Genomic DNA, 18,346 nt, shown 5'->3' with positions numbered 1-18,346 from the left:
TTATTTTTTTATGCAGGAAATTGCGCTAAAAAACGTAAATCGTTTTCAAAGAAGAGGCGTAAGTCATCTATACCGTAACGCAACATAGTTAAACGCTCTAAACCAGAACCAAAGGCAAAGCCGGTGTAACGCTCTGGATCAATGCCCATATTGCGCAACACATTCGGATGAACCTGCCCTGCACCAGAAATTTCTAACCAACGGCCGGCAAGCTTGCCACTACCAAAGGCCATATCAATTTCTGCAGAAGGCTCCGTGAATGGGAAATACGAAGGGCGAAAGCGCACTTGTAATTCGTTTGTTTCAAAGAAGGTTCTCAAGAAGTCGGTATAGACGCCCTTAAGATCTGCAAATGAAACACTTTCAGCAATCCATAAACCTTCAACCTGATGAAACATGGGTGAGTGGGTTGCATCACTATCCACTCGATAGGTTCTACCAGGGGCAATCACTTTAATCGGTGGCATTACATCAGCGTTGGCATATTTCTTGACATGCTCACTTGCATAGCGCACTTGAATTGGGCTGGTATGGGTACGCAATAGCAAAGGCTTCTCATGAGCATCTTTGCCATCGATATAAAAGGTATCCTGCATTGAACGCGCAGGATGATTTTCTGGGCTATTGAGTGCTGTGAAATTAAACCAATCAGTTTCAATTTCAGGACCATCAGCCACATCAAAACCAATGGAGCGAAAGATCTCCTCAACACGCTCCCAAGTCCGCATAACGGGATGTAAGCTACCCACCGCCTGACCGCGTCCTGGTAAGGAGACGTCAATCGATTCAGCAGCTAAACGTTGGAGCAATACGGCATCCGCTAAAGCTTGACGGCGCTCATGTAATGCAGCCTCTACTTGAGTTTTGATTTGATTAATTTGGGCGCCAGCACTCTTGCGCTCTTCAGGCGACATTCCACCAAGCGCTTTGAGACGCTCGGTGAGAACACCTGATTTACCGAGATACTTGGCTTTCGCGTCCTCAAGAGCCGCCGAATCGGCAGCTCCAGAGAAATCACGTTTAGCATCCTCGACAATTTGGTCGAGAGAAACCATTGCAGCTTAGTTTTTAGAAACTAAGAATTAAGCTGCAGCGCTTACTACGGATTTGATCCGAGTAACCAAAGCAGCGAAAGCCGCTTTGTCAGCAATGGCCATATCAGAAAGCACCTTGCGGTCGAGTTCGATCGCAGCCTTCTTCATACCATTCATGAATACGCTATAGGTCATGTCATGCTCACGTACTGCCGCATTGATACGAGCAATCCACAAAGCGCGGAATACACGTTTCTTGTTGCGACGGTCACGATAAGCATATTGACCAGCACGCATAACCGCTTGCTTAGCAATCCGGAATACGTTTTTACGACGACCGCGGTAACCTGTTGCGGCATCAGTAATTTTCTTATGACGGGCTCTTGCTGTAACCCCACGTTTGACTCTTGGCATTGAATTCTCCTAATCTAGTCTGAGGTTAAGCGTAAGGAAGCATGGAGCGAATTGACTTAACGTCAGCTTTCGCAACTTCTGTGGAACCACGCAAATGACGCTTGTTCTTTGTGGTCTTCTTGGTGAGGATGTGGCGTTTGAAAGCCTGACCTCGTTTGATCGTTCCGCCTGCGCGAACCGTGAAGCGCTTCTTAGCGCTACTCTTGCTCTTCATCTTGGGCATAAAGCACCCCTTCTTCTACTTGTGCAACATAGGTGGTAACCGACGGCTACTCTTCCTGTACCCAGAAGCACTTCTCACTACCAGCACCTTCAGCAATTACAAAAGTGCCTCGCTACATCAGAACCAGGTAGAACCTAGTTACTTAGCCTTACGAATGGGGGCTAATACCATCACCATCTGGCGACCCTCCATTTTTGGAAACTGTTCAACTTGACCAAACTCTTGTAAGTCCAACTTCAAACGTTCCAACATTCTTGCTCCGATTTCTTGGTGGGCCATTTCACGACCCCGAAAGCGCAGCGTAATCTTTGTTTTATCGCCATCTTCCAAAAAGCGGATTAAATTGCGTAGCTTCACACCGTAGTCACCATCATCAGTGCCGGGACGAAATTTAACTTCCTTCACCTGAATCACTTTTTGCTTCAGCTTAGCTTCGTGCATCCGCTTCGCTTCTTGGTACTTGAATTTGCCAAAGTCCATAATCCTGACTACAGGTGGTACAGCTGTTGGAGCAATTTCAACCAAATCGGTCTCTTTCTCTTCTGCTGCTGCCAAGGCTTCACTCAACTTAACTACACCGATGGGCTCTCCATCAATTCCAATCAAACGCACTTCAGGAGCAGTAATTTCCCGGTTAATGCGCTGCAATTTTTCAGTAGCGATCTTCTTTATTCCTTTAAAAATTCAATAACAAACCGTACAAATATCCACCTGAGCCCTAGCTAGGCTCGGGTCCGACTTTTTGGGATATATCCTGCTGGAGTCGGGCAACGAAGGCATCAATAGGCATTACACCCAAATCCACTCCGCCACGGGCACGAACGGCCACCGTATTACTTTCAGACTCTTTATCACCAACAACCAGCAAAAATGGGATCTTCTGTAATGCGTGCTCGCGTATTTTATACGTAATCTTCTCGTTCCGCAAATCCGATTCCACTCTAAACCCTTGTTTTTTCAGCAATTGCTGTACTTGTTGTGCGTATGCAGCAGAATTTCCGGAGATATTGAGGACTACAGCCTGGGTCGGAGCAAGCCAAACCGGCATGTTTCCAGCGTGGTTTTCGATCAAAATACCGATAAAACGCTCTAAAGAACCCACAATTGCCCTATGGAGCATCACTGGGGTCTTGCGGCTATTGTCTTCGGCCACATATTCAGCCCCAAGACGGGCTGGCATTGAAAAATCCACCTGAATCGTGCCGCATTGCCAAGTTCGGCCAATCGAGTCTTTAAGGTGATATTCGATCTTTGGACCATAAAAAGCACCCTCGCCTGGCAATTCTTCCCATTCTTGACCGGATGCCTTCAAGGCGCCACGCAAAGCTTCTTCCGCTTTATCCCAGATCGCATCTTCACCAACTCGCTTGGCAGGACGCAAAGCCAACTTCACCGCTACTTCGGTAAAGCCAAAATCTTGGTAAACAGCACGCACTGCCTTGTCAAAATTAGCTACTTCAGACTGAATCTGATCTTCGGTACAGAAAATATGACCGTCATCTTGCGTAAAACCCCGCACCCGCATCAAACCATGCAAGGCACCAGATGGTTCATTACGATGACATTGCCCAAACTCACCAAAACGTAATGGCAACTCACGATAGCTATGCAAGCCAGAGTTATAAATTTGAACGTGACCAGGACAGTTCATCGGCTTTAAGGCATAAGCGCGATTCTCTGACTCCGTCGTGAACATATTCTCTTTGTAGTTTTCCCAGTGACCGGATTTTTCCCAAAGGGTGCGGTCTAGGATTTGCGGGGCTTTGACTTCTTGATAGCCCTCGTTCTGATACACGCGACGCATGTATTGCTCAACCTCTTGCCAAATAGACCAGCCTTTTGGGTGCCAGAAAATTAAACCGGGCGCTTCTTCTTGGAAATGGAATAAATCCAGTTGTTTACCGAGGCGACGATGATCACGTTTCTCAGACTCTTCCAGCATATGTAAATAGGCATCTTGATCTTCTTTGCGCAACCAAGCGGTACCGTAAATACGCTGTAGCATCTCATTCTTACTATCGCCACGCCAATAAGCACCAGCAAGCTTCATCAGCTTAAATACCTTCAACTTACCAGTGGATGGTACGTGTGGTCCACGACATAAATCAGTGAACTTGCCTTCAGCATAGAGAGATACATCTTCATTTTGCGGAATGCTGGCAATAATTTCAGCTTTGTAATGTTCGCCTTGATCTTTGAAGAATTTCACCGCTTCGTCGCGCGGCAGAACACTGCGCACTACTGGCTCATCTTTTTTAGCGAGCTCAGTCATTTTCTTTTCAAGTGCCGCTAAGTCATCTGGAGTAAACGGGCGGTGATAAGAGAAATCGTAATAGAAGCCGTTATCAACTACTGGACCAATCGTCACTTGCGCTTCAGGAAAGAGTTCTTTAACAGCATAGGCCAACAAATGAGCTGTAGAGTGACGAACAATTTCTAATGCCTCTGGACTTTTATCCGTGATGATGGCGAGCTGACTATCTTGATTGATCATAAAGCTGGTATCAACCATCTTGCCATCGACGATGCCACCGAGAGCAGCTTTGGCAAGGCCACTACCAATGCTTTGGGCAACATCCGCTACACGAACGGGAGCATCAAACTCACGTTTTGATCCATCGGGCAGAGTAACTACTGGCATGACAACTCCATCTTATTAACTGAACTTCAGCTTCACTACATCATCTTAAAAAGAAAGCGCGGTAGCTTATGGGCAACCGCGCCTCTGGGTCATTATTCGTTGGTAGGCTCGATTGGACTCGAACCAACGACCCCCACCATGTCAAGGTGGTGCTCTAACCAGCTGAGCTACGAGCCTATTCAGCCTGAGAGTTTATCACCGGCGACGCACTTGGGTGACGCCTTTGACCTCTTCTAAGCTATTTTGAACTGCTCTCAAGACTTCAGAATCCTTGACTTCAACGGTTAAAAGGATCTGTGCCAAGCCCTTTTTGGCTGATTTGCGTAAATCAATCACATGAACACCTTGGCGAGTCAGAATCTCAAACAACTCTCTCATGAGCTCAGGTCGATCCAAGCCGCTCACTACTAAATCTGCTGGGAAGACGCGCTTTTGCTCAGAATTCACCACAGGGTCGGCAGCTGATGCGGTCCAAGCCGTCTGAATCACTCTCTCAGGCGCTCGATCTAAAAGCCCTCGAAACGTTTTGCAGGAACGTCGATGAATCGACACCCCTCTTCCTTGGGTCACAAATCCTGCAATCAAGTCTGGTGGTACGGGCCTACAGCAACGCGCTAATTGCGTTAATAAAGAATCAACCCCCACCACTAAGACATCACCACTCTGCCCTGTTTTACGACTACTGCTCCGCAGAATAATTTCTGGAGCAGCAGATTTCGCATCAATGGCGATATCAGACTTACTATCGGGAGCTTTTGCAATCTGACCGGCCTCTTCATCATCGAGTGCATTAAACCAAGCGCGTACGCGTTGACGCGCTCTTTGAGACCGTATGTAGTGTTTATCTGGACTAATCCAATCGCGCGATGGGCCACCATGCTTGACTGCAATGATTTCAACAGTCTGTCCATTTTGTAATGCAGTTTCCAGGGGGGGCATGGCACCATCAACACGTGCCCCGCGACAACGATGACCTAAATTGGTATGAACCGCGTAAGCAAAATCAATAGGGGTTGAGCCCTTCTCTAAAGAAATAACTTTACCTAAGGGCGTGAGTACATAAATATGATCATCAATCTCATGATGCTTGAGCTGATCCCAAGCGTCTTCTTTCCAAGAGATCAGCTGCCTAGCCCAGGCAATCTGTCTTTCATAGGCTACCTCTGCACTATGGGTACCCAGCTGATGATGGATACTCGGTTTGTTAGGCTTCGCAAGATTGGGTGGCGTAGCCATACCAACATAAGCGCCCTCTTTGTAACGCCAGTGAGCAGCTAGGCCATACTCTGCCTGCTGATGCATCTCATGGGTGCGCACCTGAATTTCAAATGCAGTGCCGTCTTCATTCATCACTACGGTATGCAGCGATTGATAGCCGTTAGGCTTAGGTCTTGCAATGTAGTCATCAAACTCGCGTGGCACAGGTTGCCAGACGTTATGCACGATGCCTAAAACGGCATAACAGGTTTTGACATCATCTACTAAAACTCTAAATGCCCTGACGTCATACAGATTAGCAAAGTCAAGAGACTTGCCTTGCATCTTTTTCCAAATACTGTAGATGTGTTTTGGCCTGCCCAAGACTTCGCCCTGTATATGGGCAGCCTTTAACTCTTCCCTAATTTCACGCACAATGCGTTCAATAAAAGCCTGTCGTTCTATGCGTTTTGCATCCAGCATCTTGGCAATATCGCGGTAGACCAACGGCGATAGAACGCGGAAGGCCAGATCTTCCATCTCCCACTTCATTTGCCAAATACCCAAACGATTTGCCAAAGATGCATCAATACTGAGAATCTCTTGGGCCCAAGCGCCTGGCATTTCCAGTTGTTCTTGTGTAACCCAACGGAGAGTTTGCAAACGCGAGGCGAGATAAATCAGTACTACACGTAAGTCATCACCAAATGCTAAGAGCATCTTGCGTAACATTTCTTCTTGACCAGAGACACTCAGACCGCCATCTTCGCGAACCAGTTTTGCTTGTGCATGTCGCAAACCGCGATAGCCAATCAGGAGTTTGGCCGACTCCTCACCAATCAGTTTGATGAGGGCCTCTTTACCATGAGTGCGAGCAATATTATTTGCTGCAATTAAAGTGGCTTCGTCTAAATTCAGGGACTGCAGAATTTGTGAAACACCATCTGAATGCGACTCTGCAGGTTCACCAAACCAGGCATCCTGAAATAGAGCCACTTTTTCGGTTTTAGCTAGAGAGGCAGGAGGATTTGCCATAGGCAAAAAATGAACTAAAAAAGATTAACTGAAAAATTCTTTTACTAAAGCAATCTGCTCTGGCTTCACAAATGCGGGTGCATGACCAACATTGGGAATTTCAATACTACGTGCATGTGGATTAACTTTACACATTTCAGCAACCGTTGCTGCAGATAGCAAATCAGAATCGCCACCCCGCACAATCAGCATCGGAATATGAATTTGCTTAAAGGCATGCCACATCGCCATCTCGCCAGCCTTCGCCATGATGGGGTTTACAGCAGCAAACGGCACCGAGATATTCGGGTCATAGTGCATGATCCACACGCCATCGCGCTGAATCAACATGGGTCCGTTATAAATCTCCCACTCTTCAGGGCTATGAACGCCAAAAGAAGCGCAGATCTGATTCAAACGAGTCAGCGCATCAGCACGATTAGCAAAAGCAAATGGCTGACCGACATAAGAGCCTAAACGCTTGATGGCTTCAGGCTCAATTTTGGGTCCGACATCATTAATCAACATTCTCCGAATAGGAGACTTCGGCATCGCGGCATAGACCATACCGATCAAGCCGCCCATTGAAGTACCAAACCAATCGACCTGTGATACACCTAGTTTTTTAACAAGCTCGGTAATATCTGCAACATATTGTGGAATGGCGTACAGCATCGGATTACTTAATCGATCTGAATCGCCGCGACCAACGACGTCAGGACAAACTACGTAATAGTCTTTGCACATCGCTTGCGCAAGGGTTTTAAAGTCGCTCCCGCGCCGAGTTAAGCCATGAACACAAAGCAATACCTTAGAGTTATTGGGGTCGCCCCATGCGTGATATGCCATACGATGCTGCGCATCACCACTGGAGCACTGCACAAAGAAGGTATCACCATCATGTAAGACGTTTGCACTCTGGGGTGATTGATTGGATTCAGAAGCGTCGTCATGATCATGTAAGTCACCCACCTCTTCGGGTTGCAAGGTGACATGATCGATCCCATGCTTATCTAAGAGCATGGTGTTAATTCTGACCATAATCTCTGGCCACTCGCGAATATTTGCTATCTCAATGTGGCCTATCAGCGCAGGAAAGCTAGGCGTCATTTCCCATACGTGCAAATCATGTACGGCTAATACACCAGGAATATTCTTTAAATCTTTACCTACTTCTAAATAATCAATATGCAGTGGCACACCTTCCATTAAGAAGTGATAGGACTCATGCAAAATCGAAATCGTTGACTTGAGGATGAGTAATGAGACCAAGATAGAGAGAATCGCATCAATAGGCATCCAACCGGTGAGCTGAATCACAACACCAGCAATCAGTGCAGCGACAGAACCCAATAAGTCACCCATGACATGGACTAATGCTGCACGCGTGTTCACACTCTTCTTATCACGTGAGAGAACCCAAGCTACAACGATATTCATGACAAGACCAATGCCAGCCACAACGGTAACCGTTAGTCCATCCACCTTATGGGGATCATAGAAGCGACTAATGGCTTCAAACACAATCCAAGCCACTAAGGCCAGCATCACAATGCTGTTCACAAATGCTGCTAAAGCTTCTGCTCTACCGAAACCAAAGGAATGTTTTGGGGAGGGAGGCCTGCGAGAAATAATTTGCGCCAAGAGTGCCAAGCCTAAGGCAGCTGCATCGGTCACCATATGACCCGCATCTGAGATCAATGCTAAGGAATTTGCAAAGTAAGCCGCTGCACCTTCAACCCCAGAAAAACCTAAGGTCAGAATTAAGGCAATGAAGAGGAGATTTTGATTGGAGACTTCTTTGCTATGAGAATGCTTAGCATCCCCTTTTTTATGCGCATGCAGAGAAGTGTCTGCCCCAGATAAATTCTGCGGTTTTGAGTGGCTGGAATGATGGGAACCCGACATGGTGAACCCATTATTCCATTAAATGATGACGGTAGTTAGAAACCCGTTGTATCAACAGGGGCACCTGTTTTGGCGATCACTTCCTCTTTTGTAACACCAGGAGCCAATTCGATTAACTTCAAACCCTGAGGGGTGATGTCAAGAACACAAAGATCTGTGATGATCTGACTAATGACACCTACACCTGTCAAAGGCAAGGTGCACTTAGGTAAAATTTTAAGCTCTTCAGTGCCATCCTTTTTCTTGGCTACATGCTCCATCAGTACTACGACATGTTTCACGCCAGCAACCAAATCCATGGCACCGCCCATACCCTTCACCATTTTTCCTGGAATCATCCAATTCGCAATATCGCCATGCTCACTCACTTGCATGGCACCTAAAAAAGCGATATTGATTTTGCCGCCACGAATCATGCCAAAGGCATCAGCTGATGAAAAAATCGATGAGCCCGGTAAGGTCGTAATAGTCTGCTTACCCGCATTAATTAAATCAGCATCAATCTGATCTTCTGTTGGAAACGGTCCAATACCTAACAAACCATTTTCAGACTGTAGCCAAACTTCCATGCCCTCTGGCACATGGTTAGCCACTAGAGTGGGAATACCAATTCCCAGGTTCACGTAAAAACCGTCTTTTAATTGTTTAGCGGCTCTTGCCGCCATCTCATCTCTATTCCAAGGCATATTGATCTTCCTAAATTCTTTTGATTATTTTTTTAGATAACTAGCGAGTCGCTGAAAGTGTGCGCTGTTCTATACGCTTTTCAGGGGTGCTATTGATAACCAAGCGATGCACATAGATGCTTGGAGTATGAATCTCAGCAGGATCCAAGACACCATTCTCAACAATCTCTTCTACCTCTGCAACCGTGATCTTTCCTGCCATCGCAACTACTGGATTGAAATTACGAGCGGTATGGCGATAGACCAAATTTCCTGAACGGTCCGCTTTCCAAGCCTTCACCAAGGAAATATCAGAAACGATAGAGCGCTCCATAATGTATTTTTCGCCATCAAATTCTTTTACCTCTTTGCCTTCAGCAACTAAGGTGCCAACACCCGTCTTGGTATAGAAGGCAGGAATGCCGCATCCACCAGCGCGCAATTTTTCGGCCAAAGTTCCTTGTGGCGTGAACTCCAGTTCCAACTCACCAGCTAGAAATTGACGTTCAAATTCTTTATTTTCACCAACGTAGGATGCAACCATCTTTTTTACTTGACGTGAATTCAGCAGTATTCCAAGACCAAAACCATCCACCCCTGCATTATTCGATACGGCAGTCAAATTTTGGGCTCCGAGATCTTTCACCGCCTGGATCAGAGCCTCCGGGATTCCGCAAAGACCAAAACCACCAACCGCTAGCTTTTGTCCATCCTTCAAGATATCCCGCAGGGCATCTACTGCCGATGGGTAAGTTTTATTCATAACTTTTGTCCTAATATTGCCAAAAAGGGTAAAAAAGTAATCATAACGCCTCAGGCTTTAAGCATTGATAGTCCTGGCACTAAATTGGTTTTTAGCACTTAGAACTAAACTATCTGGGCTGAAATACCCTATTTTTAAGAAATCTCGGAGAAATTGCATGAACCAGGTGGAGCTACTAGAACAATTCGGGCCCAGAGAATCCATGGATTACGACCTGGTTATTGTTGGTGGAGGTCCAGCAGGTCTTTCAGCAGCAATTAAAGCCAAGCAGCTTGCGAATGCTTCTGGCAATGACATCAGCGTTTGTGTTTTAGAAAAAGGCTCTGAAATCGGTGCTCATATTTTGTCTGGGGCTGTCATGGACCCTAAAGCGTTAAACGAACTTTTTCCCAATTGGAAAGAATTAGGGGCGCCACTCACTACGGAAGTCACGCAAGATCAATTTCTATTTTTAAGTGCAGATCACTCATATCAAGTTCCCAACTGGATCTTGCCCGAATGCTTTAAAAATGAGGGTAACTATATTGTGAGCTTAGCTAACGTAACCCGTTGGCTAGGTGAACAAGCTGAGACACTTGGTGTAGAAATTTTCCCAGGCTTTCCAGCAGCAGATATCTTGTACAACGAACAAGGTGCAGTCAGCGGCGTAATCACTGGCTCGATGGGTTTAGATAAAGAAGGTAAGCCTACCGATCAATTTCAGCTAGGTATGGAATTGCGTGGCAAATACACCCTATTCGCTGAAGGTTCTCGGGGCCACCTTGGTAAACAGTTAATTGCTAAGTTCGCCTTAGATAAAGATTCTGATCCTCAAAGTTATGGCATCGGCATTAAAGAACTCTGGGAGGTTGAGCCTTCCAAGAGCAAGCCTGGATTGGTAGTGCATACCGCTGGTTGGCCATTAGAAAGTGACGCCTATGGTGGCTCCTTCCTGTATCACTTAGGGGATAACAAAGTTGCTGTTGGTTTAGTAGTTGGCCTCTCCTATAAGAACCCTTACCTCTCACCCTTTGAAGAATTCCAACGCTATAAATTACATCCGAAGATTCGTGACACATTTGAAGGTGGCAAACGAATTGCTTATGGTGCACGAGCGCTGACTGCCGGCGGCTTGAATAGTCTTCCTAAAACCGTATTTCCGGGTGGCGCACTGATTGGTTGCGATGCTGGCTTCTTAAATGCCTCACGCATTAAAGGTAGCCATGCTGCAATTAAGACAGGCATGCTGGCTGCAGAAGCTGCAGTTGCAGCACTTCATAACAATCGTTCTGCCGATATTTTGGCAGGCTATCCAGCTGCTTTCCAAAACAGCTGGTTACATACTGAGCTCAATCAAGCGCGCAACTTCAAAGCTTGGATGTCGAAAGGACTCTACTTAGGAACGCTGATGGTTGGTCTTGAGCAAAAAGTGCTCGGTGGCAATATGCCTTGGACTGTACACCTCAAACATGCTGATCATGAGTGCTTAGAGCCAGCAGCGCAGCACAAGCCCATAGGCTATCCAAAACCCGATGGCAAAATCAGCTTTGATCGTCTCTCCTCAGTGTTTATTTCTAACACGAACCATGCTGAGAATCAACCGATTCACCTCACCTTAAAAGATGCGACGATTCCAGTCAGCCTCAATCTCAAAACCTATGCGGGTCCAGAGCAACGCTACTGCCCTGCTGGCGTTTATGAATACATTGAAGTAGATGGTCAACCACGCTTACAGATTAATTCACAAAACTGCGTCCACTGCAAAACCTGCGATATTAAAGACCCAAGTCAGAACATTGTTTGGATTACACCCGAAGGTGGTGGCGGCCCTAACTACGGAGCGATGTAAATCATGATGATGCTACACACGATGTTACGCGTTGGCGACCTCCAGCGCTCAATTGATTTTTACACTAAAGTACTCGGCATGAATTTATTGCGCACTACCGAGCGTCCAGAGCAAAAGTACTCCTTGGCATTTGTGGGCTTTGGCAAAGGCAATGCCGATGGGCAGGCTGAGATTGAGTTGACCTTCAACCATGGGGTTCATTCTTATGATTTGGGTACAGCCTATGGTCATATTGCCATCGGTGTTCCTGACGCCTACGCTACTTGCGACAAGATTAAAGCGGCAGGTGGTAACGTCACCCGTGAAGCTGGACCCGTTGCGGGCGGAGATACCATCATTGCTTTTGTGACAGATCCTGATGGTTACAAAATTGAATTCATTCAACGCTAACAGTGTCAGGCTCTGAACAATACTCTTTAGAAATACTAGATCATCTATCTGCTGTATCTGCCGCAGATTGGAATGCCCTCCTCGGTGTCGATGCTGGCCCTTTTCTGAGATATGAATTCTTAAGCGCCCTCGAAGAGACCGGTTGCGTTGGCGGCATTACGGGATGGCAAGTAGCCCATCTTGTTTTAAAACAAGCAAGTAAATTAGTTGGTGCAATGCCGCTCTACTTAAAGCGGCATTCCTATGGTGAGTTTGTCTTCGATTGGTCATGGGCGCAGGCTTACGAGCAACAGGGCCTGAACTATTATCCAAAGGTACTTTGCGCCATTCCCTTCACCCCTGTACAGGGCTCACGTATCTTATGTAGAGCTGACTCAAGCGCTACCGAAATTCGGAAGGTATTGATTGCTGGTCTCAAGTCTTTGTTGACAGACAATGATCTTTCATCGGCGCATATTCTATTTCCAATGCCTAATGAGGTAGCCCATCTAAAAGAGCAAGGCTTCTTATTACGAGATTCAGTACAGTTTCACTGGCATAACCAAGACTTTCAGAACTTTGAGCAATTTCTATCAGTGCTCACTATGAAACGCCGTAAAAATATTCGTCGTGAACGTGAGCAAGTCGCAAAAGAGGCTATTACGTTTAGGCATGTGCCTGGAAAAGATTCAAGCGATCTAGATTGGGAATTCTTTTTTGAGTGCTATCAAAATACCTATTTAGAACACCACTCGAGCCCCTACTTAAGCGAATCATTCTTCAAGCTCTGGGTAAAGCAGATGCCAGAGAACTTGCACCTCATACTGGCTGAGCGCAATGGAATTGCGATAGCTGCGTCATTGCTAGTGGTTGATCAACAATCTTCCAAAGCTTATGGCAGATATTGGGGTGCACTAGAACGCATCCCTTGTTTGCACTTTGAGACTGCTTATTACCAGGCGATTGAATACTGCATTAAAGAAGGGATTCAGATATTTGAGGGGGGCGCACAAGGAGAGCACAAAATGGCACGCGGATTTTTACCTACCACCCTACAATCCGCCCACTTTATTAAAGACCCAAGATTTGCAAAGGCTATTGGACATTTCCTAGATCGTGAGCACCAAGGCATTGGCGCCTATGTCGATGAGCTTGCCGAGCATAGTCCGCTGAAATCGACTAAAGTACTTCCATGAATTCTGGAAGCAACGAACCTAAATCTCCCCAAGTGCAAGATGGATCACACTCCTTATCAACTGGAGATGATGAATCAGATTCACCTTGTATTGGTGTCTGTACGACTCTCTACGATGAGATTTGCCAAGGCTGCGGTCGAACCTTGCATGAGGTGAGTAATTGGGTCTTTTTCTCTGATGCAGAAAAAGCCTCTGTATGGAAGCGCATTCGCGAGGATGGTACTGCTACCCGCTTTCAGCGACAGGCCAAAGAAAATAAGCCTGCGTAATTTCGCAGGCATATTCTTTTAAATCTCCCTTACTGGCTTAGCAGCTTAACCAGTTAATTCCTGGCTACGTAAATACTCTTCGTAAGTGCCCGAGTAATCGACAACCGTACCGTCCATCTTCACTTCCAAAATACGGTTAGCCAAAGCAGAAACAAATTCGCGGTCATGAGAAACAAAGATTAAAGTGCCATCAAATTTTTCAAGCGCAATTTGCAAACTTTCAATCGATTCCATATCCATATGATTGGTTGGCTCATCCATTGCTAGCACGTTATATTTTTGGAGCATGAGTTTGCCCCAAATCATCCTGCCCTTTTCACCACCAGAAAGGACTTTTACTGACTTACCAATATCGTCACCGGAAAATAAGAGGCGTCCCAAAGTGCCACGAATGACTTGATCATCGTCACCAGTGTTGCGCCACTCATTCATCCAATCCATGAGCAGCTCATCTTTAGCAAACATATCCGTATTGTCTTGCGGCATTACGCCGACGTTCGCATTCTCTGCCCACTTCACATCTCCACTATCCGCACTGATACCATCGAAGCGCTTGCTGAGAATAGTTTTTAAAAGTGTTGTCTTACCTGCTCCATTTTGACCAATGATGGCAATTTTTTCACCAGCACGCACACCTAACTTAAAGTTCTTGAAGATCACGCGGTCATAGGCCTTAGTGAGTGCATTGCACTCGACGGCCATGTTATGCAGCTTTTTCTCAGTATCAAAACGAATGAATGGGTTTTGACGTGAGGATGGCTTTACTTCAACAACCTCAATCTTCTCTAACTGACGCTGGCGTGAAGTTGCCTGACGTGCTTTAGAAGCATTTGCTGAGAAGCGGGCTACGAAAGCTGCTAATTCGGCAATTTTTTCTTTAGCTTTCACATTATTGCTTAACTGTTGTGTTCGTGCCTGAACCGATGCCAGCATGTAGGAGTCGTAGTTTCCTGGATAGACCTTCAAGGTTCCATAGTCCATATCGGCCATATGCGTACAAACTTCATTAAGGAAGTGGCGATCATGGGAAATGATGATGATCGTGCTTTTGATCTCATTCAAAATATCTTCTAACCAATGAATGGAGTGAATATCCAAGTTATTGGTTGGCTCATCTAAGAGCAAGACATCTGGATCTGAGAACAAAGCTTGGGCAAGCAAGACACGCAATTTCCAACCCGGAGCAACGTTGCTCATGGGGCCATCATGTTGCTCAATCGGAATACCAATACCCAATAACAACTCACCCGCTTTTGCTTCCGCGGTATAGCCACCATACTCAGCGTACTTCCCCTCGAGCTCAGCAGCCTTCATGTAGTCTTCGTCAGTAGCCTCTGGGTTGGCGTAGATGGCATCACGCTCAGCGGCAGCTTTCCACATCTCCTCATGACCCATCATCACTACATCGAGTACCCGCACGTCTTCATAAGCAAACTGATCTTGACGCAATTTACCTAAACGAATGCCGGGGTCTAAGCTCACATTACCGCTAGTTGGCTCTAACTCGCCACCCAGAATTTTCATGAAGGTAGACTTACCGCAACCGTTGGCGCCAATGAGGCCATAACGATTGCCACCGCCGAACTTCACAGAAATATTTTCAAACAAGGGCTTCGCCCCGAACTGCATGGTGATATTAGATGCGGACAACACGGATGTTTTCTAGCTTTCTGAAATTCAATTCAATAGATACTCCCAGTATTGGGAGCAAAGAACGATATTTTAACGGTTTAGAGCCAGGAAAGCCTTAAATCAAGTGCTGATTAGACTTTGACCCTAAATGGGGTGAAATTCGTGTGGATATCGTAATAATCCTCATTCTCTTTGCGCTTAAGGAAATTGACGATCCAATAGGTGAAAGGTGTCGCCAAAACCTCCCAAGCCGTTTTCAGAGCATATTGAGCTAAGGCTACTTGGATAATTTCGTGGGTTGGCCAGATGCCATAAAAAGCCAACATATAAAAGAATGAAGAATCAACCATCTCCCCTACTGCAGTCGAACCAATCGTGCGCATCCATAAAAAACGCCCTTGGGTCCAAATTTTCATCTTGGCTAATACAAAGCTATTGGCAAAACTACCGCACCAAAATGAGAACATGGAAGCCAGGGCAATGCGCCAAGAGTTGCCAAAGACGGTTTCTAAACCATGCTGATAGTTGGCCATGTAAGTGCCGGGTGCCACTGGTAACGCAATCACGATCTGTGCCATGATGGCTGCAAATGCTAAAGCAGCAAATCCCGCCCAAACAGCTCGACGGTCATAAGCGTAACCATAAACTTCCGTGAGGATGTCACCAAAGAAATAGGCGATCGGGAAAAACAAAATACCGCCGCCAAAGGTCAATTCACCAAAATACGGCAAGTTCACCACTGCCGCTTTACCAGCACCAATAAAGTTCGAGCACAGTAGCACGACCACAAAGGCAGCCAAAATCAGGTCGTAATAGCGATGGTGTCGTCTCGGCGAGTCCATAAGTCAAGAAAAATGGATAATAGAAAGAAGAATATCCGCATTCTTGAACTTACGCAGGAGGCGGTCAGAAAACAATCTATAGGACAACCAGAAACATGAGCAAAGCCAGCTTTAATTGGGAAGACCCCCTCTTACTTGATACCCAGTTAACTGAAGAAGAGCGCATGATCCGTGATGCTGCCGCAGAATACGCTCAAGGGCGTCTCATGCCCCGCATTTTGGATGCCTATCGCAATGAGACTACTGACCCTTCTATCTTTCGTGAGATGGGTGAGCTCGGTCTATTAGGCATCACCATTCCGGAACAATACGGCGGCGCCAATTTAAATTACGTCTCTTACGGATTGATTGCTCGTGAAATCGAGCGGGTCGATTCTGGTTACCGCTCCATGATGAGCGTGCAGTCCTCTTTGGTGATGGTGCCTATCAATGAGTTTGGTAGTGAAGCACAAAAGCAAAAGTACTTACCTAAATTAGCCACGGGCGAATGGATTGGCTGCTTTGGCTTAACTGAACCAAACTATGGGTCAGATGCTGGCGGCATGATTACTCGCGCTAAGAAAGTACCCGGTGGATTTTCTTTGACGGGTTCCAAGATGTGGATCTCTAACTCACCAATCGCTGATGTATTTGTAGTGTGGGCTAAAAATGATGAAGGCGTTATTCGCGGCTACATCTTAGAAAAGGGGATGAAGGGCTTAAGTGCTCCAAAGATCAGTGGCAAGATGGGTCTTCGCGCTTCTGTTACCGGTGAAATTGTGATGGATGAAGTGTTTGTGCCCGCTGAAAATGAATTCCCAGAAGTTACTGGCCTGAAAGGACCCTTCACCTGCTTAAACTCTGCACGTTACGGTATTTCTTGGGGCTCATTAGGTGCAGCTGAATGGTGCTGGCATGCAGCGCGTCAATACACCTTAGATCGAAAGCAGTTTGGCAAACCCTTGGCTGCCAATCAACTGATTCAAAAGAAATTAGCGGATATGCAAACCGAGATTGCACTCGGATTGCAAGGTTGCTTGCGTTTAGGTCGCATGAAAGACGAAGGCATCGCTGCTCCTGAAATTACCTCCATTATGAAACGCAACTCTTGCGGCAAGTCTCTAGAGATTGCTCGTATGGCACGTGATATGCATGGTGGTAACGGCATCTCGGATGAGTATGGCGTGGTTCGTCACATGATGAACTTGGAAGTCGTGAATACCTACGAAGGTACACATGACATTCACGCTCTCATTTTGGGTCGTGCTCAAACCGGCATTCAAGCTTTTAGCTAATTTAGGTTTAGCTTCGCCACGATGGCCTTTGCTGCTTTAGCAAAGGCCTCATCACTGTCATTCTCAAGTTGTACAAAATTCTCAATCTTATATTGAGGAAAGTTGCGCACGATCGAGGATTGATAGGAAGGGTCATAGTGCATGACCAACAACTCTTCAACTAAAGATGGAAACTGCTTTGCGTCAATTGCTTCATTCCATTGGGCAATTTGCACTTTTCCATAATGTGCTGTGAGTAGTGCTAATTTACGCTTGAAATTATCGGTATCACTTAAAAAATGATGGTATTCACGAATCAACCATGACACCCGTGTTTGGGTGCTTGATCTCAATTCAATGCAGGCGCCATTGCGAATCTTTTCCATCAAGGCATCGGGGATGTGAACACCGCCTACCTTTTTACTTTCTGATTCTACGAGCACGGGCTTAGTTGGGTCTAGTGAGCGCAGCGCATTCCAAAGCGCAGTTTCAAAACCTTTTTGTGAAGGCTGCTCGATATTGGGCTCATTGCCTAGAACCGAGCCACGATGAATCGCGAGGTCTTCTAAATCTAGGATCTGAGAATCATACTGCTGCGCTTCTTGAAGCACTCTTGTTTTACCGCTACCCGTCATGCCACAAATCACATGAAAAGAGAATTGCTTTGCTGCAGCCTCTAATCCATCGATCACAGTTCTTCTGAATCCTTGATAACCACCTTCTAGCTGCATCGCTTTCCAGCCAATACGATTGAGGATATGAGTAAACGCCCCGCTACGCTCACCACCGCGCCAGCAATAAATCAATGGTCGCCATTCACGGGGCATTTCCAATAAATAGTCTTCTAGATGATGAGCAATATTGCGAGAAACTAAAGCAGCACCCAGCTTCTTTGCTGCAAAAGGAGAAACTTGCTTATACAAAGTACCAATCTTGGCGCGTTCTTCATTATCTAAAACGGGGTAGTTGACAGCGCCTGGAATGTGATCGAGAGCAAACTCAGCGGGTGATCTGACATCAACAATGAGATCAAAACGATCTAACTCTGTCAGAAATTGATCTAACTTTAAAATATGCGGATTGCTAGGTTGCATATCG

Annotated in this window: 17 protein-coding genes and 1 tRNA gene; 5 read left to right on the top strand and 13 right to left on the bottom strand. The window is 46.1% G+C overall.

Features of this window, described 5'->3' with window-relative positions:
- Positions 1-8 precede the first annotated feature (8 nt).
- The 10 genes from pheS to VC178_RS07970 form a co-directional block, all read right to left on the bottom strand.
- Complete coding sequence (gene pheS, locus VC178_RS08015) at positions 9-1,055, bottom strand: phenylalanine--tRNA ligase subunit alpha (protein ID WP_323482146.1); 1,047 nt, start codon at positions 1,053-1,055, stop codon at positions 9-11.
- Between the two features lie 27 nt (positions 1,056-1,082).
- Positions 1,083-1,448 carry a 50S ribosomal protein L20 gene (gene rplT / locus VC178_RS08010; RefSeq protein ID WP_215294733.1) on the bottom strand — a complete coding sequence of 122 codons (366 nt, stop codon included), beginning with the start codon at positions 1,446-1,448 and terminating at the stop codon, positions 1,083-1,085.
- Between the two features lie 25 nt (positions 1,449-1,473).
- Positions 1,474-1,671, bottom strand: a complete 198-nt coding sequence (gene rpmI, locus VC178_RS08005) for a 50S ribosomal protein L35 (protein WP_011902674.1) — start codon at positions 1,669-1,671, stop codon at positions 1,474-1,476.
- Positions 1,672-1,809: 138 nt separating this feature from the next.
- Positions 1,810-2,334: a translation initiation factor IF-3 gene (gene infC, locus VC178_RS08000; RefSeq protein ID WP_191904683.1), complete on the bottom strand. Its 525-nt coding sequence runs from the start codon at positions 2,332-2,334 to the stop codon at positions 1,810-1,812.
- 55 nt (positions 2,335-2,389) lie between these two features.
- Positions 2,390-4,312 (bottom strand): threonine--tRNA ligase, encoded by a 1,923-nt coding sequence (thrS, locus tag VC178_RS07995; RefSeq protein WP_323482145.1) that lies wholly within the window; start codon positions 4,310-4,312, stop codon positions 2,390-2,392.
- A gap of 100 nt (positions 4,313-4,412) precedes the next feature.
- A tRNA-Val gene (locus VC178_RS07990) sits at positions 4,413-4,489 on the bottom strand.
- A gap of 18 nt (positions 4,490-4,507) precedes the next feature.
- The gene (locus VC178_RS07985) at positions 4,508-6,544 is read right to left on the bottom strand and encodes a RelA/SpoT family protein (protein ID WP_323482144.1); all 2,037 of its coding nucleotides are present in this window, start codon (positions 6,542-6,544) and stop codon (positions 4,508-4,510) included.
- 24 nt (positions 6,545-6,568) lie between these two features.
- The gene (locus tag VC178_RS07980) at positions 6,569-8,431 is read right to left on the bottom strand and encodes an alpha/beta fold hydrolase (protein WP_323482143.1); all 1,863 of its coding nucleotides are present in this window, start codon (positions 8,429-8,431) and stop codon (positions 6,569-6,571) included.
- A gap of 35 nt (positions 8,432-8,466) precedes the next feature.
- Positions 8,467-9,117 carry a CoA transferase subunit B gene (locus VC178_RS07975; protein ID WP_215294741.1) on the bottom strand — a complete coding sequence of 217 codons (651 nt, stop codon included), beginning with the start codon at positions 9,115-9,117 and terminating at the stop codon, positions 8,467-8,469.
- A gap of 40 nt (positions 9,118-9,157) precedes the next feature.
- On the bottom strand, positions 9,158-9,859 hold the full coding sequence (locus tag VC178_RS07970) for a CoA transferase subunit A (protein ID WP_215294743.1): 702 nt from the start codon (positions 9,857-9,859) through the stop codon (positions 9,158-9,160).
- A gap of 157 nt (positions 9,860-10,016) precedes the next feature.
- On the opposite strand from VC178_RS07970, the gene VC178_RS07965 reads away from it, so the two are divergent.
- From VC178_RS07965 to VC178_RS07950, 4 genes are read left to right on the top strand one after another with little or no spacing between them, the layout of a single operon-like run.
- Positions 10,017-11,687, top strand: coding sequence for an electron transfer flavoprotein-ubiquinone oxidoreductase (locus VC178_RS07965; RefSeq protein ID WP_323482142.1), 1,671 nt, complete (start codon positions 10,017-10,019; stop codon positions 11,685-11,687).
- 3 nt (positions 11,688-11,690) lie between these two features.
- Complete coding sequence (gloA, locus tag VC178_RS07960; RefSeq protein ID WP_215318031.1) at positions 11,691-12,077, top strand: lactoylglutathione lyase; 387 nt, start codon at positions 11,691-11,693, stop codon at positions 12,075-12,077.
- A 2-nt stretch (positions 12,078-12,079) separates the two neighbouring features.
- Positions 12,080-13,252 carry a GNAT family N-acetyltransferase gene (locus VC178_RS07955; RefSeq protein WP_323482141.1) on the top strand — a complete coding sequence of 391 codons (1,173 nt, stop codon included), beginning with the start codon at positions 12,080-12,082 and terminating at the stop codon, positions 13,250-13,252.
- Positions 13,249-13,521 (top strand): DUF1289 domain-containing protein, encoded by a 273-nt coding sequence (locus VC178_RS07950; protein WP_215294750.1) that lies wholly within the window; start codon positions 13,249-13,251, stop codon positions 13,519-13,521. The genes VC178_RS07955 and VC178_RS07950 overlap by 4 nt, the downstream gene beginning before the upstream one ends.
- Before the next feature lie 45 nt (positions 13,522-13,566).
- On the opposite strand, the gene VC178_RS07945 is transcribed toward VC178_RS07950, so the two are convergent.
- Both VC178_RS07945 and VC178_RS07940 read right to left on the bottom strand, forming a co-directional pair.
- Positions 13,567-15,174, bottom strand: a complete 1,608-nt coding sequence (locus VC178_RS07945) for an ABC-F family ATPase (RefSeq protein WP_215294752.1) — start codon at positions 15,172-15,174, stop codon at positions 13,567-13,569.
- 110 nt (positions 15,175-15,284) lie between these two features.
- Positions 15,285-15,995: a queuosine precursor transporter gene (locus tag VC178_RS07940; protein WP_216176509.1), complete on the bottom strand. Its 711-nt coding sequence runs from the start codon at positions 15,993-15,995 to the stop codon at positions 15,285-15,287.
- Between the two features lie 95 nt (positions 15,996-16,090).
- Between VC178_RS07940 and VC178_RS07935 the strand changes: the two genes are divergently transcribed.
- Positions 16,091-17,269, top strand: coding sequence for an acyl-CoA dehydrogenase (locus VC178_RS07935; protein ID WP_215294756.1), 1,179 nt, complete (start codon positions 16,091-16,093; stop codon positions 17,267-17,269).
- On the opposite strand, the gene mnmH is transcribed toward VC178_RS07935, so the two are convergent.
- Entirely contained in the window at positions 17,266-18,342 is a 1,077-nt protein-coding gene (gene mnmH, locus VC178_RS07930) for a tRNA 2-selenouridine(34) synthase MnmH (protein ID WP_323482140.1), read from the bottom strand. The genes VC178_RS07935 and mnmH overlap by 4 nt on opposite strands.
- Positions 18,343-18,346: the final 4 nt, after the last annotated feature.

Origin of the sequence: Polynucleobacter sp. AP-Sanab-80-C2 (assembly GCF_035012965.1) — a bacterium.
Lineage (GTDB): Bacteria > Pseudomonadota > Gammaproteobacteria > Burkholderiales > Burkholderiaceae > Polynucleobacter.
The sequence above is the reverse complement of the archived record's forward strand: the minus strand, read 5'-3'. Positions and strand labels throughout refer to the sequence as shown.